At 46.0% G+C, this 26766-nt stretch carries 21 protein-coding genes; 20 read left to right on the top strand and 1 reads right to left on the bottom strand.

All coding sequences use genetic code 11. The annotated features are described in order from the left end of the window. The first annotated feature begins 187 nt into the window (after positions 1-187). The 6 genes from rpmF to Q0668_RS22655 all read left to right on the top strand — a co-directional run bounded on the left by rpmF (position 188) and on the right by Q0668_RS22655 (position 6016). Complete coding sequence (gene rpmF / locus Q0668_RS22680; protein ID WP_298868814.1) at positions 188-367, top strand: 50S ribosomal protein L32; 180 nt, start codon at positions 188-190, stop codon at positions 365-367. Positions 368-373: 6 nt separating this feature from the next. Then, on the top strand, positions 374-1375 hold the full coding sequence (gene plsX, locus Q0668_RS22675; RefSeq protein ID WP_298868813.1) for a phosphate acyltransferase PlsX: 1002 nt from the start codon (positions 374-376) through the stop codon (positions 1373-1375). Between the two features lie 51 nt (positions 1376-1426). Then, complete coding sequence (gene fabD, locus Q0668_RS22670) at positions 1427-2335, top strand: ACP S-malonyltransferase (protein WP_298868812.1); 909 nt, start codon at positions 1427-1429, stop codon at positions 2333-2335. 394 nt (positions 2336-2729) lie between these two features. After that, a complete protein-coding gene (gene acpP / locus Q0668_RS22665; RefSeq protein WP_298868811.1) occupies positions 2730-2963 on the top strand; it encodes an acyl carrier protein in 234 nt (77 codons plus the stop codon). An 87-nt stretch (positions 2964-3050) separates the two neighbouring features. Then, on the top strand, positions 3051-4295 hold the full coding sequence (gene fabF / locus Q0668_RS22660; RefSeq protein WP_298868810.1) for a beta-ketoacyl-ACP synthase II: 1245 nt from the start codon (positions 3051-3053) through the stop codon (positions 4293-4295). Between the two features lie 419 nt (positions 4296-4714). Then, positions 4715-6016 carry a beta-ketoacyl-[acyl-carrier-protein] synthase family protein gene (locus tag Q0668_RS22655; protein ID WP_298868809.1) on the top strand — a complete coding sequence of 434 codons (1302 nt, stop codon included), beginning with the start codon at positions 4715-4717 and terminating at the stop codon, positions 6014-6016. A 176-nt stretch (positions 6017-6192) separates the two neighbouring features. On the opposite strand, the gene Q0668_RS22650 is transcribed toward Q0668_RS22655, so the two are convergent. Beyond that, complete coding sequence (locus Q0668_RS22650; protein WP_366918979.1) at positions 6193-7512, bottom strand: tetratricopeptide repeat protein; 1320 nt, start codon at positions 7510-7512, stop codon at positions 6193-6195. Between Q0668_RS22650 and Q0668_RS25990 the strand changes: the two genes are divergently transcribed. The 14 genes from Q0668_RS25990 (at position 7438) to Q0668_RS22585 (ending at position 26752) form a co-directional block, all read left to right on the top strand. Continuing rightward, positions 7438-7602: a 4Fe-4S binding protein gene (locus Q0668_RS25990; protein ID WP_366918978.1), complete on the top strand. Its 165-nt coding sequence runs from the start codon at positions 7438-7440 to the stop codon at positions 7600-7602. The two genes, Q0668_RS22650 and Q0668_RS25990, sit on opposite strands and share 75 nt — an antisense overlap. 762 nt (positions 7603-8364) lie before the next feature. After that, entirely contained in the window at positions 8365-9867 is a 1503-nt protein-coding gene (nusA, locus tag Q0668_RS22645) for a transcription termination factor NusA (RefSeq protein ID WP_298868807.1), read from the top strand. Between the two features lie 109 nt (positions 9868-9976). Continuing rightward, entirely contained in the window at positions 9977-12784 is a 2808-nt protein-coding gene (infB, locus tag Q0668_RS22640; RefSeq protein ID WP_298868806.1) for a translation initiation factor IF-2, read from the top strand. Between the two features lie 40 nt (positions 12785-12824). Beyond that, complete coding sequence (rbfA, locus tag Q0668_RS22635; protein WP_298868805.1) at positions 12825-13244, top strand: 30S ribosome-binding factor RbfA; 420 nt, start codon at positions 12825-12827, stop codon at positions 13242-13244. Between the two features lie 78 nt (positions 13245-13322). Further along, positions 13323-14276, top strand: coding sequence for a hypothetical protein (locus Q0668_RS22630; protein ID WP_298868804.1), 954 nt, complete (start codon positions 13323-13325; stop codon positions 14274-14276). 245 nt (positions 14277-14521) lie between these two features. Continuing rightward, complete coding sequence (locus Q0668_RS22625) at positions 14522-16795, top strand: tetratricopeptide repeat protein (protein WP_298868803.1); 2274 nt, start codon at positions 14522-14524, stop codon at positions 16793-16795. A 106-nt stretch (positions 16796-16901) separates the two neighbouring features. Then, positions 16902-17654 (top strand): YebC/PmpR family DNA-binding transcriptional regulator, encoded by a 753-nt coding sequence (locus Q0668_RS22620; protein WP_298868802.1) that lies wholly within the window; start codon positions 16902-16904, stop codon positions 17652-17654. 32 nt (positions 17655-17686) lie between these two features. Further along, entirely contained in the window at positions 17687-18709 is a 1023-nt protein-coding gene (locus Q0668_RS22615; RefSeq protein WP_298868801.1) for a DUF975 family protein, read from the top strand. Between the two features lie 172 nt (positions 18710-18881). Next, a complete protein-coding gene (locus Q0668_RS22610; protein WP_298868800.1) occupies positions 18882-19985 on the top strand; it encodes a DUF975 family protein in 1104 nt (367 codons plus the stop codon). A gap of 106 nt (positions 19986-20091) precedes the next feature. After that, a complete protein-coding gene (locus tag Q0668_RS22605) occupies positions 20092-21150 on the top strand; it encodes a hypothetical protein (RefSeq protein WP_298868799.1) in 1059 nt (352 codons plus the stop codon). 139 nt (positions 21151-21289) lie between these two features. Then, positions 21290-22348 (top strand): Holliday junction branch migration DNA helicase RuvB, encoded by a 1059-nt coding sequence (gene ruvB / locus Q0668_RS22600; RefSeq protein ID WP_298868798.1) that lies wholly within the window; start codon positions 21290-21292, stop codon positions 22346-22348. A 49-nt stretch (positions 22349-22397) separates the two neighbouring features. Beyond that, positions 22398-24230 carry a tRNA uridine-5-carboxymethylaminomethyl(34) synthesis enzyme MnmG gene (mnmG, locus tag Q0668_RS22595; RefSeq protein ID WP_298868797.1) on the top strand — a complete coding sequence of 611 codons (1833 nt, stop codon included), beginning with the start codon at positions 22398-22400 and terminating at the stop codon, positions 24228-24230. A 552-nt stretch (positions 24231-24782) separates the two neighbouring features. Further along, positions 24783-25367, top strand: coding sequence for a response regulator (locus tag Q0668_RS22590; RefSeq protein ID WP_298868796.1), 585 nt, complete (start codon positions 24783-24785; stop codon positions 25365-25367). Between the two features lie 83 nt (positions 25368-25450). After that, complete coding sequence (locus Q0668_RS22585; protein WP_298868795.1) at positions 25451-26752, top strand: ATP-binding protein; 1302 nt, start codon at positions 25451-25453, stop codon at positions 26750-26752. The last annotated feature ends 14 nt before the right edge of the window (positions 26753-26766 follow it).

The following is a 26766-nucleotide window of genomic DNA, read 5'->3' as shown; positions in this document are numbered from 1 at the left end:
CTTTTGATATCGTCTGTTCTGGGTCCTGTAGCTTGACAGTTGTTTTGAAAAATGCATAGTATGTTCGATTCCTGTCAGAAAAGCTGGTAAGAGAGGTCTCCGTGCGCTCACAGGATGAATAATTAACGTTAAGTTGTGTTACACGTATAGTTTAAGTTAAGTCAGGTGTTTTAAGGCGGTCTTTTTCATGGCAGTTCCTAAAAGAAGGATGTCCAAATCCAATTCTCGTAAGAGACGCAGTCATAATGGTATCAAGGCTAGCAAGCCGACTTACTGTCCACAGTGTGGAACCGCGTCCCCTACCCATGCTATTTGCCCTCATTGCGGTTACTATCAGGGTCGTACCCTTGTTGATACTGAGGACTAAACCTCAATGCGGATTGCACTGGATGCTATGGGGGGAGACGCTGCCCCCAAACCGAATATCGAAGGCGCAATCTCGGCATTGCAGGCAGATCCTGCGCTGTGTGTTACATTAGTTGGTCCTCAGGATCAAATCGAAGCAGAGATCGAAGCTTCCGGCTATCAGGGAGATCGCCTTTCGGTTTCGCATGCCAGTCAAGTCGTAGGCATGGAAGAAAAACCAACAGAAGCGATGCGTCAAAAGCCGGACAGTTCGATTTCAATCTGTTGGAAATTGATGGCTGCTCGTGAAGTGGATGCCATCGTCAGTGCCGGAAATACCGGGGCAGTGGTCGCATCAGGCTTGAAAACCCGGCTGTTTTTGAAGTCAGTCAAACGTCCTGGTATCGCGGTTACCTTGCCGACAACAGCCGGTCATGCTGTTCTCATGGATGTTGGTGCCAACCCTTCGGCGCGTCCTTCACACCTTTATCAATATGCCGTCATGGGTGAAATTTATGCCCGCGAAGTGCTGCATATCGAATCTCCGAAGATCGGGTTGATTAATATTGGCAGCGAAGACGTTAAGGGGAATGATCTTTATCGGGAAACGTTCCAGCTATTGAATGAGAGTCCTTTGAAAGACAGCTTTGTCGGAAATGTGGAGGGACGAGGTCTCTATCAGGGCGAGGCTGACGTTTTAATTTGTGAAGGATTTGTGGGGAATGTGGTGTTGAAAGTCAGTGAAGGAATGGCAGATTTCCTGATGCAGGCTGCTTCAAAGCATATTCTGGGCAGTCTGGATGTGGAACGAAATCAGGCAAAGCAGGCATTTCAAGATCTGGGTAAGCGGTTTCGCTATCACGAGACGGGTGGAGCCCCTCTGTTGGGAATTGATGGTATCTGTATCATTTGTCATGGTTCGAGTGATGCCCATTCCATCTCCAATGCCTTAAGGGGGAGTGCCATGTTCAAGGATCGCGGCATTAACTCTCAAATTGCCGAACATTTAGCACAGAAACCTGTGTCCTGACACGACTCAATTGTTTCAGCGCACTTTTATAGATAATAGAGGGATCGACTCGTGAGCAGAATCGCTTTTTTATTTCCCGGTCAAGGTGCTCAGCATCTCGGCATGGGCAAAACGATTGTCGAAAAATACCCGGCGGCGCAGGAACTTTTTGATCGAGCAGCTGAAATACTTCAATATGATTTGGCCAAGATTTGTTTCGAAGGTCCCAGTGAAGATCTGGATTCCACGGTTGTCAGCCAGCCCGCGTTGTTTGTGACCAGTCTGGCCGCTCTGGAAATGTTACGTGCTGATTCTCCCGATAAAGTCTTAGGTTGTGAGATGGCAGCTGGTTTAAGCCTGGGCGAATATACGGCATTGGTTTTTGCTGGAGCCATGACATTTGAAGATGGCTTGCGTGTTGTGCAGCGTCGTGGAGAAGCGATGCAGGCCGCCGCTGATGCCAATCCGTCCGGTATGGTCAGTGTTTTGCTGCTGGATCGCGAAAAGGTGAGTGAGATCTGTGCAGCGGCTTCTTCTGCGGGGAAAATTTGGATAGCCAATTACTTATGCCCCGGAAATATCGTGCTTTCCGGAGAAAACAGTGCCTGCGAACGGGCAGCAGAATTGGCAGAGCAGGAGGGAGGCCGGGCAATTCCGTTAGCGGTTGCAGGTGCCTTTCATACGGAAATCATGAAACCTGCCGACAGTCGGTTGTCAGAGGCATTGGGGGGAGTGGGTCTCAAAAAGCCTGAAATCCCGGTGATTTCGAATGTCGATGCGGAAATTCATGAAGATCCGGATGAGATTCGCGAATTACTGATACGTCAGGTGATCAGCCCGGTTCTCTGGGAAGATTCGCTGCGTAAGATGCTTGATGCGGGCTTCGACGAATTTTATGAAATTGGTCCTGGTAAGGTACTCAAAGGATTAATGAAGCGAGTCAATCGTAAGATTTCGTGCGAAACAATCAATGATTCCTGAGTGATGGAAGGTAGTTTGAGTCGAAATCCGGTATTGGATGACTCAGTCAGGGTGTCTCTGGTGTAATCAGGTACATTTCCCCAGGTTAGTCAGAGCTTGATCTAATCTATCGATCTGTGCTAAAACAACTTACGAAGAGCGAATGAAGAAAATGATTGAGAACCATAAATCAGGTGTTCTCAGACTGGAAAAGTAAGCTCAATCAAATTATGAGATAACTTTGGGTAAGTATATAAGACTCAGAATTCTTGTCTCAATTTAAGGTTTACATAATTAGGGAAACAGGATATATCATCGCTACGACGAGTTGCGAATCAATCCAAGTTGGTATGGTAAAGCTGTTTCCGGCCATACAAAAAGTTAAAAATCACTAAGATGGTGAAGGAGAATTAGAGTGTCAATCGAAGAAAAAGTGGTTGGTATCGTTAGCGAGCAATTGGGCCATCCTAAAGAAGAAATCACGCTTGAGAGCAAATTTATCGACGACTTAAAAGCCGATTCATTGGACATTGTTGAACTGGTTATGGGATTTGAAGACGAGTTTGATGTAACGATTCCGGATGATGATTATGACAAAATTAAAACTGTAGGCGATGTCGTTGGTTATATCACTGAGAAAGCCAGCTAAGCATTAGCAGTCTAGCTTCAGTCGAAACGCACTGTTGGTTTTGATTTTTATAGAGTCCTGTCTTGTCATTGTAGGAAGAGTTCAAGAATGCGCAGGCGAGTTGTCGTTACGGGGGCTTCAGTTGTAACGGCTCTGGGTTTGGATGTCTCAGAGTTTTGGGACAAATTATGCGCTGGGAAAAGTGGCGTAGGTTTGGTGGAACGCTTTGACTGCAGCGACTACAAGGTGCGTTTTGGTGGCGAAATCAAAGACTTTAACGCCGCAGATTATACCAATATCACCGCAAAAGAGCTGAAACGAGTCGACCGCTTTGTGCAGTTTGGTCTGGTTGGTGCTCATATAGCCTATCGGCAGGCTCAATTGGAAGACTTTGAAGGTGATCCTTACCGCAGAGGCGTTCTGGTGGGAAGTGGGATTGGCGGACTGAATGAAATCGAAAGTCAGCACGATCGTCTTTACAATCAGGGTCCCGCTCGTGTTTCTCCTTTTATGATTCCCAAGTTGATGGTGAATGCTGCTAGCGGAAATATTTCTGTTACCTATGGTTTAAAAGGTCCAAATAGCGCAGTTGCGACAGCCTGTGCGTCTGCGACAAACGCAATTGGAGACGCATTTAAGCTGATTCAGCATGACGTAGCCGATATCATGATAACAGGTGGTAGCGAAGCTGCCGTGACTCCGATGGGGCTTTCCGGCTTTGCCCGCATGAATGCTCTGTCGACTCGCAATGATGATCCTCAATCAGCCAGTCGTCCTTTTGACCGCGATCGTGACGGATTTGTGATGGCAGAAGGTGCCGGGATTATCGTGCTTGAAGAATATGAACATGCCAAAAAGCGTGGCATTCCCATTCTGGCAGAACTCGTTGGGTATGGAATGTCAGCTGATGGGACTCATATGACGGCTCCGGATCCTGAGGGGCGTGGAGCGGCACGTGCCATGCAACATGCCATTAAAGATGCCGGATTGAATACCGACGACATAGATTATATCAATACACATGGGACCAGCACACCTTTGGGTGATGTAGCAGAAACAGCTGCGATCAATTCTGTTTTTGGCGCGCGAGTGAAATCGATGCCTGTTTCCAGTACAAAAGGGCATTTAGGCCATTTACTGGGGGCATCTGGGGGTGTGGAATTTGTCGTTGCTATGAAAGCACTTCAGGAACAGGTTGGACCTCCGACCATCAATCTTGATGAACCTGACGAACGGTGTAATCTCGATTACATCCCGAATGAGCCACGCGAGATGAAAATTGAGCGGGTGATGAAGAACAGCTTTGGCTTTGGCGGGCATAATGCCTGTCTGGTCCTGCAAAAAGCTCCTTAAGTGCCTTCTTGATAGAATCGTCGAAGTCACTGATCGCATGATTATTGAGGGCGGTCGTTTTCAGCACATTCGTGGAGAAGTAGAGTTTTCCCGAATAATTCTTTAGCTGAGTGTTGCTTCAGGGTTGAAAATCATGCGTCGATTGTCTTAGCTATCCCCTGTTACAGGTGTTTCCTAGGGTCTGAATCGTGTATACTCGCTGGTTTTCTGCAGCAAAGCTGGGTCAATAAAGTAGAAATCAAGTGGAAAACTCCAGAGTCTAAAAACCATATTCTTTCTGAATTCTTACCTACATGCACAGGTTTTTTGGCCTCTTGCTTGTAGGGGGGTTGTTCTGGGATGAATGTGTTCTACGATAAAAGTACATGATTCAAAGCAACTGTCAAAGTGTGTAAGCGGGACTTTCTAAAGAGATTCAAATGAATACAGATTCAAAACGACGAATTCTGATAACGGGGATGGGTATTCTCAGTCCTATCGGGATCGGAGTGGACGCGTTTCAAGAGAGTTTGATGTCGGGTAAATCGGGCATTAAAAAATCAGAATTATATGCCTATCTGGCAGCACCAGATACCTGTGTAGGCGAAGTTTCTGATTTCAATTCCAGTACGATCAAAAAACAGTATCTTAAGAATCAGCGGAGAAGCCTGAAGGTCATGTGCCGCGAAATTCAATTGGGAGTGGCTTCCGCAAATCTGGCGGTTGAAGACTCTGCATTGGATCTGGAAGCAGTCGATAGCGAACGCTTCGGAATCGAATTCGGCGCCAATTTAATGTTAAGCCCGCCTGAAGTGCTTTTTGGTGCTTGCGTTGCCAGTTCTGATGGGTCCAAATTCGAATACAAACGATGGGGCGCCGATGGGTTGCCTAAGATGGAACCGCTGTGGTTATTGAAGTATCTACCTAACATGCCAGCGTGCCATATTGGAATCATTATTGATGCACGTGGGCCAAGCAACTCAATTACACAAGCAGAAGCCTCTGGTAATCTGGTGTTGGGGGAAGCGCAGCGCGTCATAGAACGTGGCTGGGCTGATGTGATGATTGCGGGTGTGACGGGAACTCGGGTGCATGAGATCAAGTCGATACATGCCAAATTCTGGGATCAGTTGGCAGACTCGCCAGCCGAGTTTTCTCAACGTTCTCGTCCCTTTGACAATACGCGGACAGGTCAGGTTGTCGGTGAGGCAGCTTGCTCACTGCTTTTGGAAGAAAAATCGCATGCGGAAAATCGTGGCGCAAAAATTTGGGGTGAGCTTTTAGGTTCTGGTGCCTCGTGTGTCATCAATCGGGATGGAACAGCTAATATGCGAGCGGCAATGTCCAACTCGATCAAATCGGCATTGAAAAATGCCGGGGTCGAGCCGGGTGATATCGGCCATATCAATGCACATGGCCTGGGAGAGCAGGTTTTTGATGTTTTAGAGTTTCAGGCGATTCAGGATGTCTTTGGGGATCAAGCCACAGAAATTCCAGTGACGGCGCTTAAAAGTTACTTTGGAAATTCCGGGTCTGGCTGTGGAATTGTCGAAGCCAGTGGTTCGCTGGTTGCTCTCAAGCAGGGTGTGATTCCCGCGACATTAAACTATGAAACACCCGATGCAGATTGCCCTTTGAATGTGGTTCGAAATGAACCTCTGGCAACAAATAACAAACTGTTTTTGAAAATCAGCTCTACGACATTCGGGCAAGCCAGCGCTTCCGTGATTTGCGGTGCGTGAAATCATCTGTCCGTGAAATTACCAGATTGGGCAATAAAAATAATCAGCCCCGGAAAGCAATGTAACGCTTCCCGGGGCTTTTTTCTTGATCGCATTCCATTTCAGCATAGCGCCTTTCATTCTATGGCACTCGGTTCAAATGGGATTCAAGATGCTAAGCTAAACTTGGCCACAGGTTAAAACTTTTTGAGTGCGTATTGAGCACCACGATATGCCGACAGATTCTTCATGTTGGTATTGAGGGCTTGCTGAAAATTTTGAGTGGCGGTTGCATTGTCATTGGCAAGGAGGGCTTTTTGCCCGATGAAAAAGTATGCTTCGCAAGTTTGGGCTTTTGCGCGTTCCTGGTCTTTGAGGTCGATGGATTTAATCAGATCAGCTTGAGTAACCGCACCCATTAAATAAGCCAGGAGATTGTCAACGGAATCGCGTGAGTCTGGTTTTTGTGCAAGAACCGATTGAAATTTTGCATCTGCTGCAGGTTTTTGGTTACTGCGAATCATTGCCAGGTAAATCCAGGGATTTAATACTTTCATCTGCTCCGGAGCTAGCTTTGCCGCCAGGTTGAACTCGGTAATGGCAGCAGGATAATTCTGACTGAAAAAGTAGGAAAATCCTAAGTCAGAACGCAGGGCCGCATTTTGCGGATCTAGTTGCACCGCCTGTTTCTGATCTTCGATGGCCTGAGTAATCTTTCCTTGCAGAAGCCGCGCCTCTCCTCTCATTCCCAGGACGAATGGTTGATTTGGGGCAATAGAGAGCGATTGTGTCAAATCTGCTTCAGCTGTCTCGGGTTTACCGCCTTCCAGGTATGCAAAGCCTCGATTTGTAATGGCATGGTGGTATTTAGGATCGATCTGAATCGCGCGGGAGAAGTCATTGATGGCATCCTGAAGTTTTCCCTGTTGTTGGAAATACATGGCGCGGTTGTTGTAAACAACTGGAGAATCAGGTTGTTTTTGTGCAACCTGATTAAAACTGGCGAGCGCCATTTCATTATTTCCAGCTAATGCATAAGCATCTGGCAGTGCCAGTAAAGCTGCAAAATGGTTAGGGGAAAGTTTAATTGTTTCGGTGAAGTCTTTCGCGGCTTCCTGTGGTTTATTCAAAGGTAGAAAGATCATCCCTCGCTGATAGTGGAAATTGGCTCGTTCTTCAGCAGTCAGATTCGGGCGGACCAGAATTTGATTGGCAACACCTAAGGCTGTCTCTCCATGACTCTTTTTGTTTTCCATGACAGCCAGATTTATCATTCCGTAGAGATATGGCAGATAGTAATTCACATTTTGATTTTGACTGAACCGGATAGCTTCACGTGCATCGCCGATCCCGTCTCTGATGGTTTTTGCATTTCCCTGTGCTCTGCCTGATTCCACGCGCGCACTGGCTCTCAGATAGTAGGCGATATGGTCATCCGGCTTTTGTTGCAAAATTTGCGATGTCAGTTCAATAGACTTCGCATAATCGCCTTTTTGCTGAGCTTGATCAGCGGCTATTTTTTGTTGGGCAAAAGGGTCGTTTGGTGCAGTTGGCTGTGCAGCCGCGGTGATGGGGAATCCGATGCAGAAAATCAAAAGCGGGATTAAACGTGACATTATGGGACCGTCCTTCAGAAGTGTGGAGATGTTTTCCTGATAACTAACCCGGCAAAATCGAAAAGTAATCGCTTCATCCGAGAATTCATTCCAATACTATAGTAGATTTCGATTTTGATGGAGATCAATCTTTCCACATCTGAAGAAATTGGCCGAAACGTGGCAGATCCGATTTTTGATTCTAAATAGGTTTGACGGGTCGCTATTACCTGTAAATAGAAACAGTATTCGGCTCTGTGGTCTGATTCTCGAATACAGGTACTAAGTCGTTCTGAAATAGTTGCCTGCGGTGCTTGACATCTGAGCGCGCGGAGATTAATTTCAGTGGATAATAGGGTATCCTCTGTGGGATGCCTTATGCGCAATTGTTTTGCATACTGGTGTTCAGTGTGTTTGCAAGGGGGAACAAGCCAATGTGGCTGTTTGTTTCTTTGTGATAAATCGGCATTCGTAAACTCGAATGGAGTCCTCTGATATGTAGGCTGGTTGGAACTCGAGCTTTAGCTCACCAATCCGATTGTCGTGATTTGTTATTTCTTTAATGACAATTACGGCTCTGCCAGGCTACCGTTATACGGTAGTGATGGTAGTCATAAAGTGGGCATGTTCCCGCTTTTTTTTGTTAATGGTGGTACTGCTGAATTTGGGTATTCAACAGTGTCAGGAGAAATAGATTTGACTGGTTCAGGTCTTGTTTGAAGTAGTTTTCGAGTCAGTTGAGCTTAGCAACTGTCGAATGAAGGAAACACAATTATGGACGGTAAGGAAGTTCTCAGGATTGTTGATGCCATTCAACGCGATAAAAGCATTGATAAAGAGATCGTGTTTGGTGGGATTGAACAGGCAATCTTATCGGCTGCGCGCAGGCACTTCGGAGATGACCATGAACTTTCTGTCCATATTGACCGTGATTCAGGTGAACCGACCGTTTTTTGTGATGAGGAAAAGTTGGCTCAGGATATTCTAGGTGAAATTCTGGGGCGTGTTGCGGCACAAACAGCCAAGCAGGTCATGATCCAAAAAATTCGTGAAGCGGAACGAGATTCTGTTTTTGATGAATATCTGGAAATGCAACATCAATCGGTTTCGGGAAGCGTCTCGCGAGTCGAAGGTGGGGCAGTGCTGATCAACCTGGGAAAAATAGAAGGCATTCTACCGCGAGGCGAACAGATACCCGGTGAATCGTTTCGGGTCGGTGATCGTGCGCGTGCGATTGTGCTGGATGTACGTAAAGCGGGTAGCCGGGTAAAGGTGATTCTCTCACGAACTCATCCGGATATGGTGCGGCGATTATTCGAACTGGAAATTCCTGAAGTCTCGGATCGAATTATTGATGTTCGTTCGTTGGCTCGCGAAGCTGGCTATCGATCCAAAGTAGCAGTATCCTGTATGGACAGTAGCATCGATTGCGTGGGAGCCTGCGTGGGAATGCGAGGAGCCAGGATTAAGAATATTGTAGATGAGCTTGCCGGCGAGCGGATTGATATTGTCCGCTGGAATGACTCTTTACAGGTTCTAGTGCCGAACTCATTACAACCTGCGGAAGTGGAAGACGTCATTTTGTGCCCGATGTTAGGGCGTGTGATTGTTCTCGTACGCGAGGATCAACTTCCTCTGGCAATTGGTCGAAAAGGGCAGAATGTGCGTCTGGCTTCCAAGCTGGTCGGTTGGGATATTGAAGTGATGACTCAAAGCGAGTTGGATGAACAGTTGGATAAAACAGTAGAAGCATTTTCTTCAATCCCCGGAGTTTCCGAAGAATTGGCTGAAAGCCTGGTCTCACAGGGGTTTTTCAGTTACTACGATTTATCCGTTATCGAGCCAGACCAGTTGGCAGAACTAGGTGGTCTGACCGCTGAGCAATGCACACAGATTGTGGAAGTTGCAGATCGGGAAAGTGAGCGTGTCGAAGCAGAAGAAGATGCAATGCGCGCCGCCAAGAAAAATAATCCGCAAGCCACAGCCGAAAAGGAATCTGTCGCTACCGAAGTTGAAGCAACTTCAGAACCGGCCGCGACTGAATCTGAGGCTGAAGTGAGCGGCTCGGAAGCTGATGAGAGTGTCGTCGCGGAGGAAGCCTCTGCTGAATCCAAGTCAACGACAGATGAAGTCGTCGAAACTGAAGCTGAAGAGAGTGTCGTCGCGGAGGAAGCCGCTGCTGAACCCGAGACAAAGACAGATGAAGTCGTCGCTACTGAAGAAGTACCGGTGAATGCGGAGAATACTACAGAAGAGTCTACTGAAAAGCAGGAATAAAGCGTTTATTACGAGTAAGTTTTATGAGGCAGTTGTCTCATCAGGTGATTCGTTTGAATTTCACTGAATTTAAAAACGGATTGCAGAATTGTTCACGGGAGAAGAGCTGTTGAAGATACGTATTTTTGCTCTTGCAAAAGAGTTGGGAATGGACAGCAAAGTGCTGATCGATGAATGTAACCAAGCGGGGGTGAAGTTGAAGAACTCCGCTTTGGCCAGCATCACGCCCGACGAACGTGACATTGTGATTGCCTATCTGAATAAGAAGGATCAACCTTCTGGTGATTCAGTCGAGGCCGTTGATCAGGCTACGATGGTACCGCAACGTGAACAGGCCAAGATGCGGACCATCAAGGCTATGACGTCCCGATCACAATCTACTCGTTCTACAACACTAAAATCTTCCGGAGCATCAGATGAAGATGAGCTTTCAGATACGGGAGAAGAAAGCGATTCAGGAGTAGCGGTTGAACAAGTTGAGGGAGAAGCAGGGGCTGCCGATTCCCCAGGCGATTCCCCAGGCGATTCCCCAGGCGATTCCCTAGACGATTCTTCTGTAGAGGAAGGATCTTCAGGTGCAGTGGTTAAGGAGTCTCGTTCTGGCGCATTGAAACGCAAGTCAAAAGAAGTTGAAGCGGGTGATTCCGAGCAAGCTCTCAGCCGTGATGATTTTATGCCTGCTGGAAACACAAATACTTCCTCAATCCGTGAGATGTTACCTCGAGGGTCCACACGTTCTGGCAAGCAGCAGTCGAAATCGAAAACCAAGTCTGCATTGCCTTCAGTGGCAGCTCCTCCTGCGTATAAGCAACCGGTTATTCCTAAAGTAAAGAAAAAAGAGGAAAAAGCACAGAAGCCTGAAGTTCGTTTGACTGCAGATATTCTAGAGCAAAAGAGTCCTCTGGCCGCTCATCTGGCTCAGCATACGGAACAGAAAAAGCGTGAGAAAGATCGCGATCCTCAGGACGAAGATTCAAAAGAACGTCGAGGAAGTCTGAGCCTGGTCGAAGCGCGGAAACAGCGTAGAGAAGGTCGTCGTGTCTTTGCTCCTGATGGGACCGAGCAGCAGGAAGCGGTAGGCCGTCGCCCCCGTCGATCAAAACGGAAGCAAGATTCAGGAGCGATTGTTCATAAAACAGAAGCGGAAGTCGAAGTGCCAATGACGGTACGCAGTCTTTCGGAGGCAATGGGGCGCCCGGCAAAAGCAATAATGTCAATTCTGTTTAAAGAATTTGGTGAAATGGTAACCATCAACCAGATTCTTGAAGAGGAAACTGCTTTGGCAGTGGCATTAGAATTAGGAGTGGATCTGACCTTTAAACGGCAAAGGGGTGCTTTGGAAACTGTTGCCGAGATTATTGATCAGGAAGACGCTCCCGAAGATCTTATCACACGACCACCGATTATCACCGTATTGGGTCACGTCGATCATGGAAAGACGACTCTTGTCGATTCACTTCGAAATACGAAAGTGGTTGATGGTGAAGCGGGGGGAATTACCCAGCATATAGCCGCTTATCAAATAGATTATAACGGGCACAAGTTGACTTTTGTGGATACACCCGGGCATGCCGCTTTTAGTGAAATGCGATCACGGGGTGCGAACGTTACAGACATGGTCGTGCTGGTTGTAGCAGCCGATGATGGCGTGATGCCTCAGACCGCTGAAAGTATCAGCCATGTTAAAGCGTCTGGTGTGCCAATGGTTGTGGCAATGAATAAAATTGATTTGCCCGAAATTAACGAACAAAAAGTATTGACGGATCTCGCTGGCCAAGATGTGCTTCCCTCCGAATGGGGTGGGGAAACCGAAGTGGTACGAGTCTCGGCTTTACAGGGCACAGGTCTCGACAGTCTTCTGGAAACGCTGTTGTTGACTGCTGAACTACATGAACTCAAAGCAAACCCGAATCGTTCTGCCGTTGGTGTCTGCCTGGAAGGTTTCCGCGATGAAGGTCGCGGTTCTGTAGCCTGGTTGATTGTTCAAACTGGTACGTTGCGGATAGGTGACGCCGTGATCTGCGGTAAATCTTATGGTTACATTCGTGCCATGTATGATGACAAAGATCAGCAGTTAGATGAGGCCTTTCCCTCAATGCCTGTGAAGGTAACCGGCCTGGATACAGTACCGGGTGCCGGTGATCACTTTGTTGTGGTTCCTGACATTGATCAAGCGAGAGAACTGGCTGAAGAGCGTCGGGATGAAGGACGTGCCGATACTTTATCGAGACACAGTGGCGGTCCTCGAACTCTGGAAGACATAATGAGTTCTGTCCACGAAGGGGCGATTCAGGATCTGCCTCTGATTATCAAAGCTGATACGCCAGGTTCTCTGGAAGCGATTCGAAGTGAAATCGGGAAGTTTGAGCATCCAGAAGTGCGGGTTAAAATTCTGCATGAAGGGGTTGGGGGAGTGAACGAAAGTGATGTCTATCTGGCGAGTGCATCAAATGCAATTATCGTTGCATTCCATGTGATTGCCGAAGATCGAGCTCGAACTCTTGCAACACAGGAAGATGTCGAAATCCGGCGTTACAGTATTATTTATGAAGTCTTAGATGATATCAAACTGTCGCTGGAAGGGATGTTGCGTCCGGAACTGGTACAGGAACAAACTGGACGTGCTTTGGTTCTACAGACATTTTCGATTAGTCGATTTGGAAAGATTGCTGGTTGTCGTGTATTGAATGGAACGATCAATCGAAATGATCGAGTACATCTGATACGAGACCAGAAGATACTTAATCAATATGGTCTCGCCTCGTTAAAAAGAGAAAAGGATGATGTGAAGGAAGTTCGCGAAGGCATGGAATGTGGTATTCTACTATCTGGGTTTAATGATATTAAGGAGGGAGACCTGTTAGAAGCATTCCGGATCAATGAGGTCAAACGAACTCTTGAGGGGTCTTCTAATTAAGGTAGACTCGATTCAATCATTGAATGCTTGTGGGGACTGAATGACAACCCGTCGAATAGAAAAAATTGCTCAAGCGATATTAGAGTCAGTGAGTACAACAATTCTGCTGCAATTGCGCGATCCTCGTATCCAGAATGTGACGGTTTTACATGTTGAAGTAGCTCCGGACGTGCAGTCAGCTAAGATTTATATTTCGATCATGGGAGATGAAAAGTCAAAAGCACTTTGTATGCATGGATTGAACTCTGCAAAAGGATTTATTCAATCTAAAATTGCAGATCGAATTCAGACCCGTTATACACCTGTGATTCAATTTGTTCAGGATTCTGCTTTGAAGGATTCAATGGAGGCACTTCGTATTTTGGATGAATTACAAGTCGAGCGAGAAACGAACACTTCGGAGCAGGAATCATCTTCGGAAGAGGATCGGAGCACCGATGAAGAAACGCGTGAAGCTTAACAGACAGTGTTTCCGTAAATAAAAGAGTTGTATTCATTACTTTCCATTTGAAATATCTCGTAGACAGCACAGACAGATATGGTTGCTAAAAAAATTTCAACATCAGATAAACAGGCTATTTGTAAGAAACTGATCACGCTGCTTAAAAAGCGATATTCAGCAACCTTACCAAAGTATGATCGCCCTGTATTAGAGACAATATTACACGCCATTTGTCTTGAGAATACTACGAATTCCCAGGCTGATGAAGTTTTCGATACTCTTCTGGCAGGCTTTCATGACTTGAATGAAATTCGCGTGAGCACGATTTCGGAATTGGAATCGGTTTTTAAACCGGTCGATGATGCAGAATGGCGAGCGTATAGGATCAGGTCGGTTTTACAATATGTGTTCGATAAAGAATATTGTTTTGATCTGGATTCGTTGAAAAAGAAAACATTAGAGCAGGCACAAAAACAATTAACGAGAACGAAAACATTAACTCCGTTTGTGATCAACCATACTTTGCAGGTTGTCTTAGGGAGTCATGTTTTACCGGTGGATGAAAAAATCCTGAATGCTACCAAGTGGATCGGGCTGCTGTCTGTGGATGAATCCATAGAGACGGCAAGTGACAATCTGAAATCAAGCGTCCGAAAAGCAGACGTCCCTCTATTCAGTCATTTATTGAGATGTCTTTCAACAGACGAAGAACTTGCGGCTGACTTTAATTTACTTAAGAATCCTTTACCGGAGGAGGGAGTGGAGTTAACGCAAGCGGCAAATCGGCTGGAAGCCATGTTTGCCAAGCCACTTTCCAAACAGAAAAAACGGGTGACGAAAAAGAAAGCATCCGCAAAAACCAAAAAAACGAAAGCCAGCGTGAAAAAGAAAGTACCTGCCAAGCGAGTAAAAACGGCAGCGAAAAAAACAGCAAAAAAAACTGTAAAAAAAACTGTGAAAAAAGCAACCAGGAAAACTGTATCAGCTAAAAAGACAGCAACCAAGAAAAAGGTTACCAAAAAGAAACCAACCACAAAGAAAAAAAAATAAGCGATCAGGAACTCGATCATTGCCGAGCAACCACTCCTTTCGCTGCAAAATTCCTTCACGATACTAATATCAGGCAGATTCCTCTGTTTTCCAATGTTAAAATTGCAGATTCCGAAGAAAGCAGTCTTGGTGAAGATGGTGAGAGGGCGTTACAATAAATGCTCTCTGTTACTGTTCTAGCAAGTACAGTAGATGGTCTCAGATAGAGAATGAATAATCTCTGTTTCCAATAATGGAGTTTGAAGATGAGCGGTTTTCCAAAGATGGCGATCATGACAGCCAGGCAGATAGTGTTGTTACCCGCTTTACTGGTTTCAATTGGTTTGGCATCTCTCTCAGCCGAAATGCCTGAAAAGAAGGGAGTTGAGAAGAGTTCTCAAAAGAAGTCAACTCCTAAAGTCTTCTCTCTGGGAAAAGGTGTCGCTGATGATGTCGTGCTTCCCTTTATTCCGTCAAAGCCGCGCACTCCTGAAGAACTGAAAGAAGTCGATTCTGCCGCCTGGTATATGACAGGCCGTTTGCGCGAGGCACGCAATGATTTTATCGGAGCATACGAAGCTTATAAAAAGGCGATGGAATATAATCCGAATTCGATTGAAATCTATCGAGTTCTGATCAGGTTGGCTTCGGGGCTGGATAAAACAGAAGAAGCGATTCAGTATGCCCAGAAAGCAGTCGAGCTCGATCCAAAAGATTATGAACTCATGCGGAAGCTGGGTTTACATATGGCCGGACAGGGACGTTTTGAAGAGGCAGTCAGTTTTCTGAATAAAGCATCAAGTTCTCCGACGATCAATAAAAAATCGGGCGTGTATGTAATTATTCAACATGATCTGGCCAATCTCTATGAGCGGTTAGGTAAAAAAGAAAAGGCGGCAGAATGTTGGGAAGTGGTTTTTAATGCTCTGACAAAACCAGATCAGTTTACTTTCGAATACAACTCTCGTTCTCAGCTCGAAGCCAAGCAAGGCAAATTATATGAGCGGATCGGACAGTCATTTCTAGAGACAGGTCGCCTGAAACTTGCTGTCGAAGCATTCAACAAAGCGGCAGAATCTCAAAAAGGGCGTCCCGGTATTTTGAAGTACCATTTGGCGCAAGTTTATTTCAAGTCGAAACAGTATCAACAGGCGCTTGATTCTTTACAGGCTTACTATGATGCACAGCTACAGTCAAAAGGGCGTCAGGCTTATGAATTTCTGGCAGAGATTCTGAAAGCTTTGAATCGTTCAGATGAGCTCATTCCCAAACTGCAAAAACTGGCAGAAAAAGATCGCTTTAATCGAACACTGAATTACTATCTGGCAGAGCAGTATGCAAATCAGGGTCAGTTTGCTGAAGCCGAAAAAATCTATCTGGATTCGATTGGCAAGTCGTCTGATTCTGAAGGATTGGCTGGTTTGATAACCTTGTATCAAAAGAATCAGAACTATCAGAAGCTGATTGAAACACTTTCCAGAATTGTTCAGGGCGGAGATGGGCTTCAGAGAATCCAGTCGAGTCTGGAAAAGATGTCCAAGGACAAGAAATTCATGAGGGGCCTGATTGCAGAGGCTCAGAAACTGAAAGATAACGATCCGCCGGGCTTAGACGTCTATTCCGGATATATTCTTGCAAAACTGTCTGCAGTAGCGGATCAGAAAGAGGCAGCGCACGAATTCTACCAGTTCGCCATGGATTCAGCAGCAAAACATGCCAAGCCTCAAGTGAGAGGGACTTGGGCTTACAAGCTTCTACTGGAATACAGCTTTCTATTAAGAGTAGAAAATCAGTATGGAGAACTCTCGGAGTTATTGCAGAAAGCTGTCAAAAACCCACTGTTGGCGCCTCAGCGGATTGATTTGTTGTATCGATTAGCGGATGCCCGAGAGCGAAATGGCGAGACAGCAGTTGCTCTTAAAGCGAACGCGGAAGCCCGCAAGATAGCGCCCAAATTTCCAGATCTTGATTACCAGCACGCTTGGATTTATTACCATAGTCGCGATTGGGACAATGCAATTGTGCAAATGCAGGACTTCCTCAAAAAATATCCAGGGCAGAAGAAAAGCGTGTATTTAGTCAATTCGATGCTCTCCAATACCTATGTGCAACAAGGAGATATCGGCAAAGGTCTAGCAGTTCTAGAAGAGATGCTTGCCGCAGATCCACAAAATCCTACTATCAATAATGACTTGGGATATCTTTACGCCGAGCAGGGAAAAAATCTCGACAAGGCAGAAAAGATGGTTCGGATTGCTTTAAAGTCAGAGCCAAACAATATGGCTTATCTCGATAGTATGGGATGGGTCTTATTTAAAAAGCAGAAGTATAAGGAGGCTCAGGAATATCTTGAGAGAGCCCATAAGTTGCCTGGAGGTGATGATAGTACAATTCTGGATCATCTGGCAGACTGTTATCACAAATTAAACAAAACCAAAGAGGCATCAGAACTTTGGAAGAAGGCATTAGAAGCAGCGCAAAAGTCAGCCTTTCCCGATTCAAAACTGATTGACCAACTTCAGAAAAAACTGAATCAGTAGTTGATTGCTTTTTATCCTGGGATTGTTTTTAAGGTTCAGTTTTTTCAAGTTTACGTTGTTCTGACGTAGTAGCATCATTTTAAATTTTCAGTTGAGCAAATCATAAATGGCCGGTCATTCACATTGGGCAAATATCGCCGCCAAGAAAGGCGTGATAGATAAAAAACGGGGTAAACTCTTTGGCAAACTGAGCCGCGCAATTATTGTGGCCGCACAACATGGTGGTGGAGACCCCGGCATGAATTTGGCTTTGCGGTATGCGATCGATAAAGCACGCAAGGCCAGTATGCCAAAGGATAATATTGACCGCGCTGTTAAAAAAGGGTGTGGAGAATCATCCGGCGAACGATTTGAAGAATTGATCTATGAAGGTTATGGCGTCGCTGGAGTCGCGGTATTGTGCGACATACTGACAGAAAACCGAAATCGAACAGCGGGTGAGATCCGTAAGACCTTCGAAGTGCATGGCGGCAATCTTGGCAGCACGGGTTGTGTGTCCTGGATGTTCGAGCGCAAAGGTCTGTTTCTGGTTCCGGCTGAAAATGTGAACGAAGATGAGTTGTTTGAAATTGCCTTGGAGGTTGGTGCAGATGATGTTTCCGCCAATGGTGATGTTTTCGAAGTGACTTGCAGTATCGAAGCATTTCAGCAGGTTTCTGAGGAATTCGAGAGCAGAAAAATCCCAACGAATCTGGCAGAAATTTCACGTATTCCAGCGAATACTGTTGATTTGGGAGTAAATGACGGTAAAAAAGTTCTCAAGCTTATGGAAGCACTGGAAGATCATGATGATGTTCAAAGTGTGACAGCAAATTTTAATATTCCTGATGAAATTATGGCCGAGGTCATTGCTGATTAATTCTGAATGAGGTTTTTAAAGGGGACAGAATCTTGACGATTGAATTCAGTTGTTCGCATTGCAATAAAGTCCTGAAAACCTCGGATGACAAAGCCGGGCGTAGAGCCAAGTGTCCCCAGTGTGGTGAGCCGATCGATGTGCCACTGCCGGGAGGCGTTGTCAGTGATGACGGTTTCGATGGTTTTGATGAACCCGCCAGCGAAACACCTGTAAGCGAAGAGCAGAGTTTCCTTGCCGATTCAGCAGTTCGAGAAGAAGACAGCTTTCTGACACAGGGCGACACAGATTGCCCGATGTGCGGTGCTTCTGTTCCCGCTGGCGCTGCAAAGTGTGAGGCATGTGGTGAGACGCTCAAGGCTTCAAGAGGCTCAGGTAAAGGGCAGTGGGAACCACGAATCTTTAGTATTGGCGACGCTTTTTCTCGTGGCTGGGAGGTCTATAAGGCCAACCTGGGGATGGCTATCGCAGTGCCACTACTGGCAGGGGTCATTTACTTTATTGGTTCGTTTGTGATTGGCATGATCTCAGGATTATTGGCAGTTGCTCTGGTTCCTGCGGGCGGGAGAGGTATGGGACCAGATATTCCGTTGCCAATCCTGCTTGTGCAAAATATTTTCATCTATTTGATCTTGTTCTACCTTCAGATGGGAGGTCAGTTAACGTTTCTCAAGATTGTGCGTGGCGAAAATCCTGAATTTAGTACCCTGTTCAGCGGCGGCCCCTTTGTTATACGGATGTTTGTCTGCAGCATTATCTATTTTATATTTATTTTTCTAGGGTTTATCGCTTTGATCATTCCCGGAATTATCTTGTTGCTCATGTTCTGGCCCTACTCCTTTATTCTGGTTGACCGGAATTTACCCGGAATCGAATCAATCTCTGAGTCACGGAAGGTTATGTCTGGCAATAAGTTAAATCTGTTCGGTCTCTCATTGGCGTTATTTGGGATTACTCTATTAGGAGGCCTCCTCACATTGGGATTCGGTTTGATTTTCATTATTCCCTTCACTTATATGGTTCAGACAGCCGCTTATGCTGAAATGACGAGTCAGTAAAACGACATCAATTAACTGTCAATCACATGGTTGTACTTTTAAGAGATGTGTTCTATTACGCTTTGACTTGAGTCATTGAATTGAGATTAGTCCAATTTGATTTCGAAAAGAAATCGAGAATTTGGAAGTGCGACTTACGGGATAGCAAGTCAATGGTATAAAAGGGCGCTCCTTGACGATTGAATTTAGTTGTCAGCAATGTAAAAAAGTCCTTAAAACCTCGGATGATAAAGCCGGGTGTAGGGCCAAGTGTCCCCAGTGTGGTGAGACCATTGATGTACCTCTTTCAGAAGTCGTTGCCAGTGATGATGGTTTCGATGGATTTGACAAAGCGGATAGAGAAAGCCCTCTGAGTGAAGAAGAAAGTTTCCTCGCTAATTCACCCGTCCGAGAAGAAGCCAGCTTTCTGGCACAAGGGAATATTGACTGCCCGATGTGTGGTGCTTCTATTCCTGCTAGAGATACGAGCTGTCAGGCATGTGGCGAAACACTTCAGGCTTCTGGAAAGAGTCGTCACTGGGAGCACCGTATTATCAAGGTTGGGGAGGTACTTACGCGTTCCTGGAAGTTATTCAAAACAAATCTGGGAGCGGTGATTGGCGTTCATTTCGTCGCCTATCTTCTCAGTATGATCGCAGGATTTGCATTTTTGATGATCGTAACAATAGTTGGATTTGGTGGCGGAGCCATGTTGATACAGCCAGACCCGACGGTGCTTATCATATTAGGCATCATTTTCTACATTGTATTGATTTTGTTCAGCATGGTCATTCAGTATTATTTTATGCTTGGGGTACAGTCATTTTTGTTGAAATTGGTTCGAGGCGAGCATCCGACTTTTGGTGAACTATTCAGTGGTGGACCCTATCTGGGAAGAATGTTGCTCTGTAGCCTCGTATTTATGCTCTTGGGGACTGCTTGCTACCTGTTATTTGTTATTCCAGGCCTGATTTTTCTTCTGGTATTCTGGCCTTATTCCTTTCTGTTGATTGATCAAAATTTACCAGGGATTCGTGCCTTTTCTGAATCTAGAAAGATCACCAAGGGGAACCTGCTTAGTATGTTTTTGATCTCTCTGGTGATGATGGGGGTGTTTCTCGTGCCTTATCTCTCAATGGTGGCAATGAGTGTTGGAATGGACCAGGGGGGAGGGCAGGGGTTTCCTGTTATATTGGGACTGATGATGTTCTGTTTTTTCGCAACGGTTTATCTTCTTCTAATTCCCTTTTTTATGTTGGTTGGAACTGTGAGTTACGCAGAGATGACCAATCAGTGAAGAGAGAGCCGTTGATTGCTAAACCAGTCTGAGTAATGAAACAAAACTTGAGAAGTCTGCAGTGAGTCTTACTAGATAGAATCTCGACGGTAGAAGAGGGTGTCAGTTGACGATTGAGTTTAGTTGCCCGCATTGCAAAAAGATCCTGAAAACCTCGGATGACAAAGTGGGGCGTAGAGCCAAGTGTCCGCAGTGTGGCGAGCCGATTGATGTTCCGCTACCGAAAGATGTCGGTAGTGATGACATTTTAGCTGTTTTCGAGATCGAAACACCTATTTGTGAGGAACAGAGTTTTCTTGCTGAAAAAAGTATCAGCTGTCAGATGTGTGATGAGTTGAACCCTGCTGGATCAATGGCCTGTAGTGCCTGTGGTGAAGTACTACTGAAATCAAAGGTTAAACGTGAAGGGATCAGGTCGCAAACGATTCGAGTCGGTGACGTTTTATCTCGGTCTTGGGAGCTTTACAAACAGAATCTGGGGATGTGTCTTGCAGCTCCTTTTCTTGCCAATATTTTGTCTACTATAGCCGTGGGGTTCATTGTAGGGTTTGCCATGCTTTTGTATGCCGCGCTGTTGGTTGTATTCCAGAATAGCCCCCTGGCGCAGGTTGGAGCCGTAGCAGTACTGTGCTTATTCGTCATTCCGCTGGTTATCATGGCTGTTTCCTATTTTGAAATAGGTAAACAGAGCTTGCTATTGAAAATTGCGCTGGGTGAGAAGCCGGGAGTGAGTGAATTATTTTCAGGACGTCCCTTTCTCGGGAGAATGATTCTCTGCTCTTTGTTATTTGAACTGATTGTTGGTTTTGGAAATGCGATCTTTATACTGATTGGATTCTTCCTCACACTTCTGTTCTGGCCTTATCCTTTCTTATTGATCGATCAGAATTTACCGGGCGCTGATGCCTTTGTTAAATCAACAAAAATTACCAATGGCAACTTGCTAAGCGTGGCGCTCATCATGCTAACCATTTTCTTTAGTGTGATATTAATTCCAGCGGCCTGCATCGGTTTGGGATTCATACTGGTTAAATATGCTGGGATTCCACTTCTATACATAATGGGAACAGGCGTCTTTCTGGGAATCGTTTTTTCTGTTTTTGTTTATACTTTTCAATTATTGGTCAAAGCAGTTACCTATGCAGAAATAACGCGGGTTGCCTAAAACTTCGTGAAATCCCCTTCTTAATGGATAGTACTCCTCCGTCTGGGTTTTCTGTCGGGGAGTTCATTTGATATGATACCCGCAAGTAGAAGGGGCTGAGTCGCCCCTGAGTCAAGTACATCTGAAAGTGGACGTGAACATGGTTCGTGAGCCTGTTATCAAGGGGGATGATGAGCCGGAAGATGATTTTTCCGGTGGGGCAGTTGGCTGGGATTCCAGCTATCTGGCTGATGATGCGGAGTATGATGATGTACTGCGTCCTCAACGGCTCAGCGAAGTTGTCGGGCAAAGACAGGTTGTTGAACGTCTGCAAGTGATTCTGGATGCTACCCGCAAACGGAATGAACCATTGGGGCATCTCTTACTGGATGGCCCTCCGGGATTAGGGAAAACCACACTTGCTTCCGTACTGCCTAAAGAATTGGGAACCGAATTGCAGATTACTTCCGGTCCCTCTTTAAGTGCTCCGAAAGATCTGTTGCCTTATCTGACCAATGCCAGTCATGGTTCGTTTCTGTTTATCGATGAAATCCATCGTCTGCCCGCTACAGTCGAAGAATTTATCTATCCGGCGATGGAAGATTTTCGAGTGGATATTACGTTGGGTGATGGCATCAATGCCCGCACGGTGAATATGAAATTGCAGAAATTTACATTGATTGGTGCGACAACGCGCAGTGGGATGTTGACGGCTCCTTTACGTGATCGATTCGTACGCCGAGAACATCTGGATTTTTATGACGATGATGAGCTGGTCGAAATTGTCCGTAGAAATTCTATCAAATTACGAACTCAAATTTCCGATGATGCCGCCTTTGAAATTGCCAGGCGCAGTCGAGGGACTCCACGCAAAGCCAATAACCTGTTGCGCTGGGCCCGTGACTTTGCCACCAGTAAAGCAGATGGTCATATTACAAATGAAGTCGTGGCTAAGGCATTTGAAATGTTGGAAATTGATCACCTTGGTTTGGAGCGTCAGGACAGGCGGTATCTCGAAACACTGGTGAAAACATTTTCCGGAGGACCTGCAGGAGTGCAGGCACTTGGTCACAGTTTAAATATTCCAGCGGATACCCTGGAAGACGAAGTCGAGCCATTTCTGTTGCGATGTGGGTTTATCCAACGTTCACCGCGCGGACGCATTGTCACGATGGCTGCTTTGGAACATCTGAAATTGACGTTTCCCGAAGCGGGCTAACTCTTCAGATCCGTCAGATTCGAATTACTCTATTTTACAAAGAAGAACCATGAGTCAGTCGGTTTACTATGATTATGACGTCGTTGTCGTCGGAGCGGGGCATGCCGGCTGTGAAGCCGCCCTGGCCGCTGCGCGTCTGGGAGCAAAGACTGCGCTCTTAACCATGAATTGCGATACCGTAGGTCAGATGAGTTGCAACCCTGCAATAGGGGGAGTCGCGAAAGGGCAGATTGTCCGAGAGATCGATGCGCTGGGCGGGGAAATGGGTCGTGTGATTGATGAAACGGGAATTCAGTTCCGTATGCTCAATCTGTCCAAAGGACCTGCCATGCATAGTCCGCGTGCGCAAGCGGATAAAAAGGCCTATCAGTTTTGTATGAAATGGAAGGTTGAGCAGCAGGAGAACCTGGCATTAAGGCAGGAGATCGTTAAGAGTCTGGTTGTAGAAAATGACCGTATCGTGGGAGTAGAAGTAAATGGCGATGCTCACTATCGTGCGCGGGCTGTAATCTTGACAACGGGCACCTTTCTGCAGGCCATCATGCATACTGGCGAAGCGAAAACCAAAGGTGGTCGCGCCGGTGAAGGGACAACGGGAACCCTTTCCGACAGTCTGGTTGAATTGGGTTTTGAATTGCAGCGTTTTAAAACAGGAACCCCTGCGCGGCTCAACGGTCGCACGATCGATTTTTCGGTGCTGGAAGAACAGCCTGGAGATGACAATCCTCAGCCTTTTTCCTACATGACTGAGAAAATCAGTCAGTCGCAATTGCCCTGTTATTTAACTGAAACCAACACGGAGGTGCATCGATTAATCAACGAAAATTTGCATCGTGCGCCAATGTATTCAGGTCAGATCAATTCGACAGGCCCCCGCTATTGCCCTTCGATCGAAGATAAAGTGGTACGCTTTGCTGATCGCAATTCACATCAGATATTTCTGGAACCGGAGGGGCGATTTACTAACGAGTATTACTGTAATGGTATCTCTACGAGTTTGCCCCGTGATGTTCAGGATCAGATGATTCATTCCATTCGAGGTTTGGAAAAAACCGAAATCATGCGCTATGGTTATGCAGTCGAATATGATTTCGCCACCCCCACACAATTAAAGCCGACACTGGAAACCAAACGAGTTAGCGGTCTTTATTTTGCGGGTCAGTTGAATGGAACCACAGGTTATGAAGAAGCAGCCGGTCAGGGTTTACTGGCGGGTTTAAATGCGGCATTAAACATAGCCGGTGAGCCGGATTTAATCTTGGATCGAAATGAGGCCTATTTAGGAGTGCTGATTGATGATCTGGTTACGAAAGGTGTGGATGAGCCTTACCGGATGTTTACCTCGCGTGCAGAGTTTCGATTATTACTGAGACAGGATAATGCTGATCGTCGGATGACGCCCATTGGTCATCGTGTTGGTTCTGTGGGTAGTGAGCGCTGGCAAAAGTACGAGGATTACGAAGCAGAGATTACACAGATTAAACTGTTTATTCAGAGTACCCGTTATCAGGGAAACACTTTGGAAGAATGGCTTCGTCGGCAGGATATCGGTTGGTCTGAGGTCTGTGAGTTTGCTCCTGAGCTGGCAAGTTTTCCCGTCTCGAAACGGGCCATTGAGCAGACTCTGATCGAAGTCCAGTATGCGGGATATATTCGCAGGCAGACAGCCGAGATCGAAAAGCAGAAGAATGTGGAAACGCTTCACATACCTGAGCAGATTGATTACCAGTTGGTCCCCAACTTGCGAAATGAAGCCAAAGAAAAATTCACGCAAGTCAAGCCTTTGAATATTGGACAGGCGGGCAGAATCAGTGGAGTGACCCCGGCAGATTTGACTGTGTTGGTTCTTTACTTAAACAGTTCGAGCCGGATGGCCACATAAAACAGGCTGTTTCGGAGGTTTCAGGCCTTCTATTTCCCTGTAATTTCACTGTTTCAGACCTTGGAGCTGTGTGAAAATCGGGGGTTTTTTGTGAGTTCGCGGACAATCCACTCTAGGTAGAATCACTGTAAGTATATGGTTGATAGGTATTTGTTTCAAATAATTGTTCAACTGTCCGAATGCCTGTTGACCATATCGTCAGAATAGATACAATCGGAGTTATTGATAATACTGGTAAGGTCAAGCGGTATTGAGAGATTTGGCGTTTGTATCTATGTAGGATACTTATGGCGTCTGGAAAGTCAGTAACGTTTGGCAAGTAAACGGGCCACAAAACTACACCTTGGAGGATGTGGTTTTTTATCATTTTACCTGGTTTCAGGTAAATAGATAAGAGGCTGATTATGGAGATGTCAGTTTCAGCAGGGGTATAGATGAAAGTGTCATCGGTCTTCCTGCGCAGGGGCTCGGTTATTGCATGTTGTAATAGCCTAAAAGCGCTTGGTCTTTCCCGCTCAACTGGAGTGGGTCTTCAAAGGATGGATGAGCAATATGAAAACGGTCTTTACCACAGGCGAAGCCGCAAAGATTTGCAAAGTGAGTCAACAAACAATTATTCGTTGTTTTGATTCTGGCCAACTAAAGGGGTTTCGAGTCCCGGGCTCTCGCTTTCGCAGGATTCCACGTGATGTCCTGTTTAAATTTATGAAAGACAATGGAATTCCGACTGATGCATTGGAAAGCGGAAAACGAAAGGCTTTAATCGTTGATGACGATGAAGAGCTGGTAGAGTTGATTCGCGATGTATTAGATGCGGATTCCCGATTTGAAGTCCGTGTCGCTAACAACGGATTTGACGCCGGCATGATGGTCAAAGAATATCACCCTGATATTATTATTCTGGATGTCATGCTGCCTGACATTAATGGTAAGGAAGTGTGTCAGCGTGTTCGCAGTGACACTACCATGGACGATGTAAAAATTATCTGTATCAGCGGTATGGTTGAAGCAGACAAGATTGACGATTTAAAAGCCGCCGGTGCGAATGACTTCATGCAAAAACCATTTGAAGTCGAGCAATTGGCAGATCGCGTCTGTACGCTTCTGAATCTGGAATCCGTACACGCTACTGGTTAATTCCGGGATCAAACAGACATCAGTTTCATGGCGGTCGGAGCTTGGGTTCCGATCGTCGTGGGTGCTGTTTCATGGAGTATCAGATGTCGAGCGAAGCCGGTATCACAAATATGGAATTACCGGATGCTTATTACAGACGTTTGTTTTCATTGATACCAGCACGTTCACTCCGGTCGGTCGTCAGCGAACTATCAAGCGTCTGGTGCGAAGCCACTGGTGCTGAGGCGGTCTACCTTGGAGTATTTGAAGGTGAGTCCCAAAAGCTGACAGCTGGCCTCTTTCATTCTGATCAGCAGAATGAGACGGAATGTTTCATTAAAGAATCGATTCAGGTCGCGAACGATTGTCCGATCAACGAACAGGCTTTGTCAGTTTTTGAACAGGGGCGTTCCTTTCAACTTATTTCTCAGGAGCCATTTGATTTCTTTTCGATTCCTGGTGCGCCAAACGATCTCGCCGGAATCTTTCTTTTTTCACCAACAAGACTGACAGAAGATCTGCCTCTGATTTCACAATTAATTCAGTTGAGCCAGCGTCTTCTGGTTCAGGTGATTGAATTGAGGACACGGATCGATCCTGCTTGCGTTGAGAGTGAGTCTATAGAAACTGAACGGGCTCAAACTGATACGGGTCAAACTGATCTGGTTCAAACTCTTGCGGTAGAACGCCGTATTTTTCCGAGTACTGATAAACTGGAAGCGATGGCCGAATTTGCGGCAGGTGCTGGCCATGAAATTAATAATCCCGTTGCTACGATTGTAGGACGCGTGCAGATGCTTCTCAAAGGAGAGACGGACCCGGATCGTCGACAGTCTCTGGCAACGATTGGAGGACAGGCTTACCGCGTGCGGGATATGATTGGCGACGCCATGTTATTTGCCCGACCACCTGATCCCCGACCAGTATCATTGAATATCCAATCAGTTACACAGGAAGTGTTGAGCAGTCTAAGTAGAGAAATATCGCAGTCCGGCGTTCAGGTATCAATTGAGATCTCAGATTTGCATTCGCTCTGGGCCGATGAGATTCAATGTAAAGTTGTTCTGAGCAATTTGATATTGAACAGTCTGAATGTGCTTGAATCTGGTGGTCGCGTGCGGATTGTTTCAGAAGAAATAACAACGGACTCTCAGCGTGTACTGCAGATTCGTGTGATTGATGATGGTCCTGGGTTAACTGAAGAAGAAAAAGAGCATTTATTTGACCCTTTTTATTCAGCCAGACAGGCCGGGCGGGGCTTGGGATTTGGTTTATCAAAGTGCTGGCGCATTCTTTCACTCCATGGTGGATTGATTGAAGCGGAAAATAATGTCGATTGTGGGGTGACGTTTCATCTATTCTGGCCCGTCGAGAACCCGGCGGGATCCTCGATCGTTTCAGAGTGATCTACCTGAATGAG

This window comes from uncultured Gimesia sp. (assembly GCF_937910335.1).
Classification (GTDB): domain Bacteria; phylum Planctomycetota; class Planctomycetia; order Planctomycetales; family Planctomycetaceae; genus Gimesia.
Note: the sequence above shows the minus strand (reverse complement) of the source record. Positions and strands in the feature narration are given on the sequence as shown.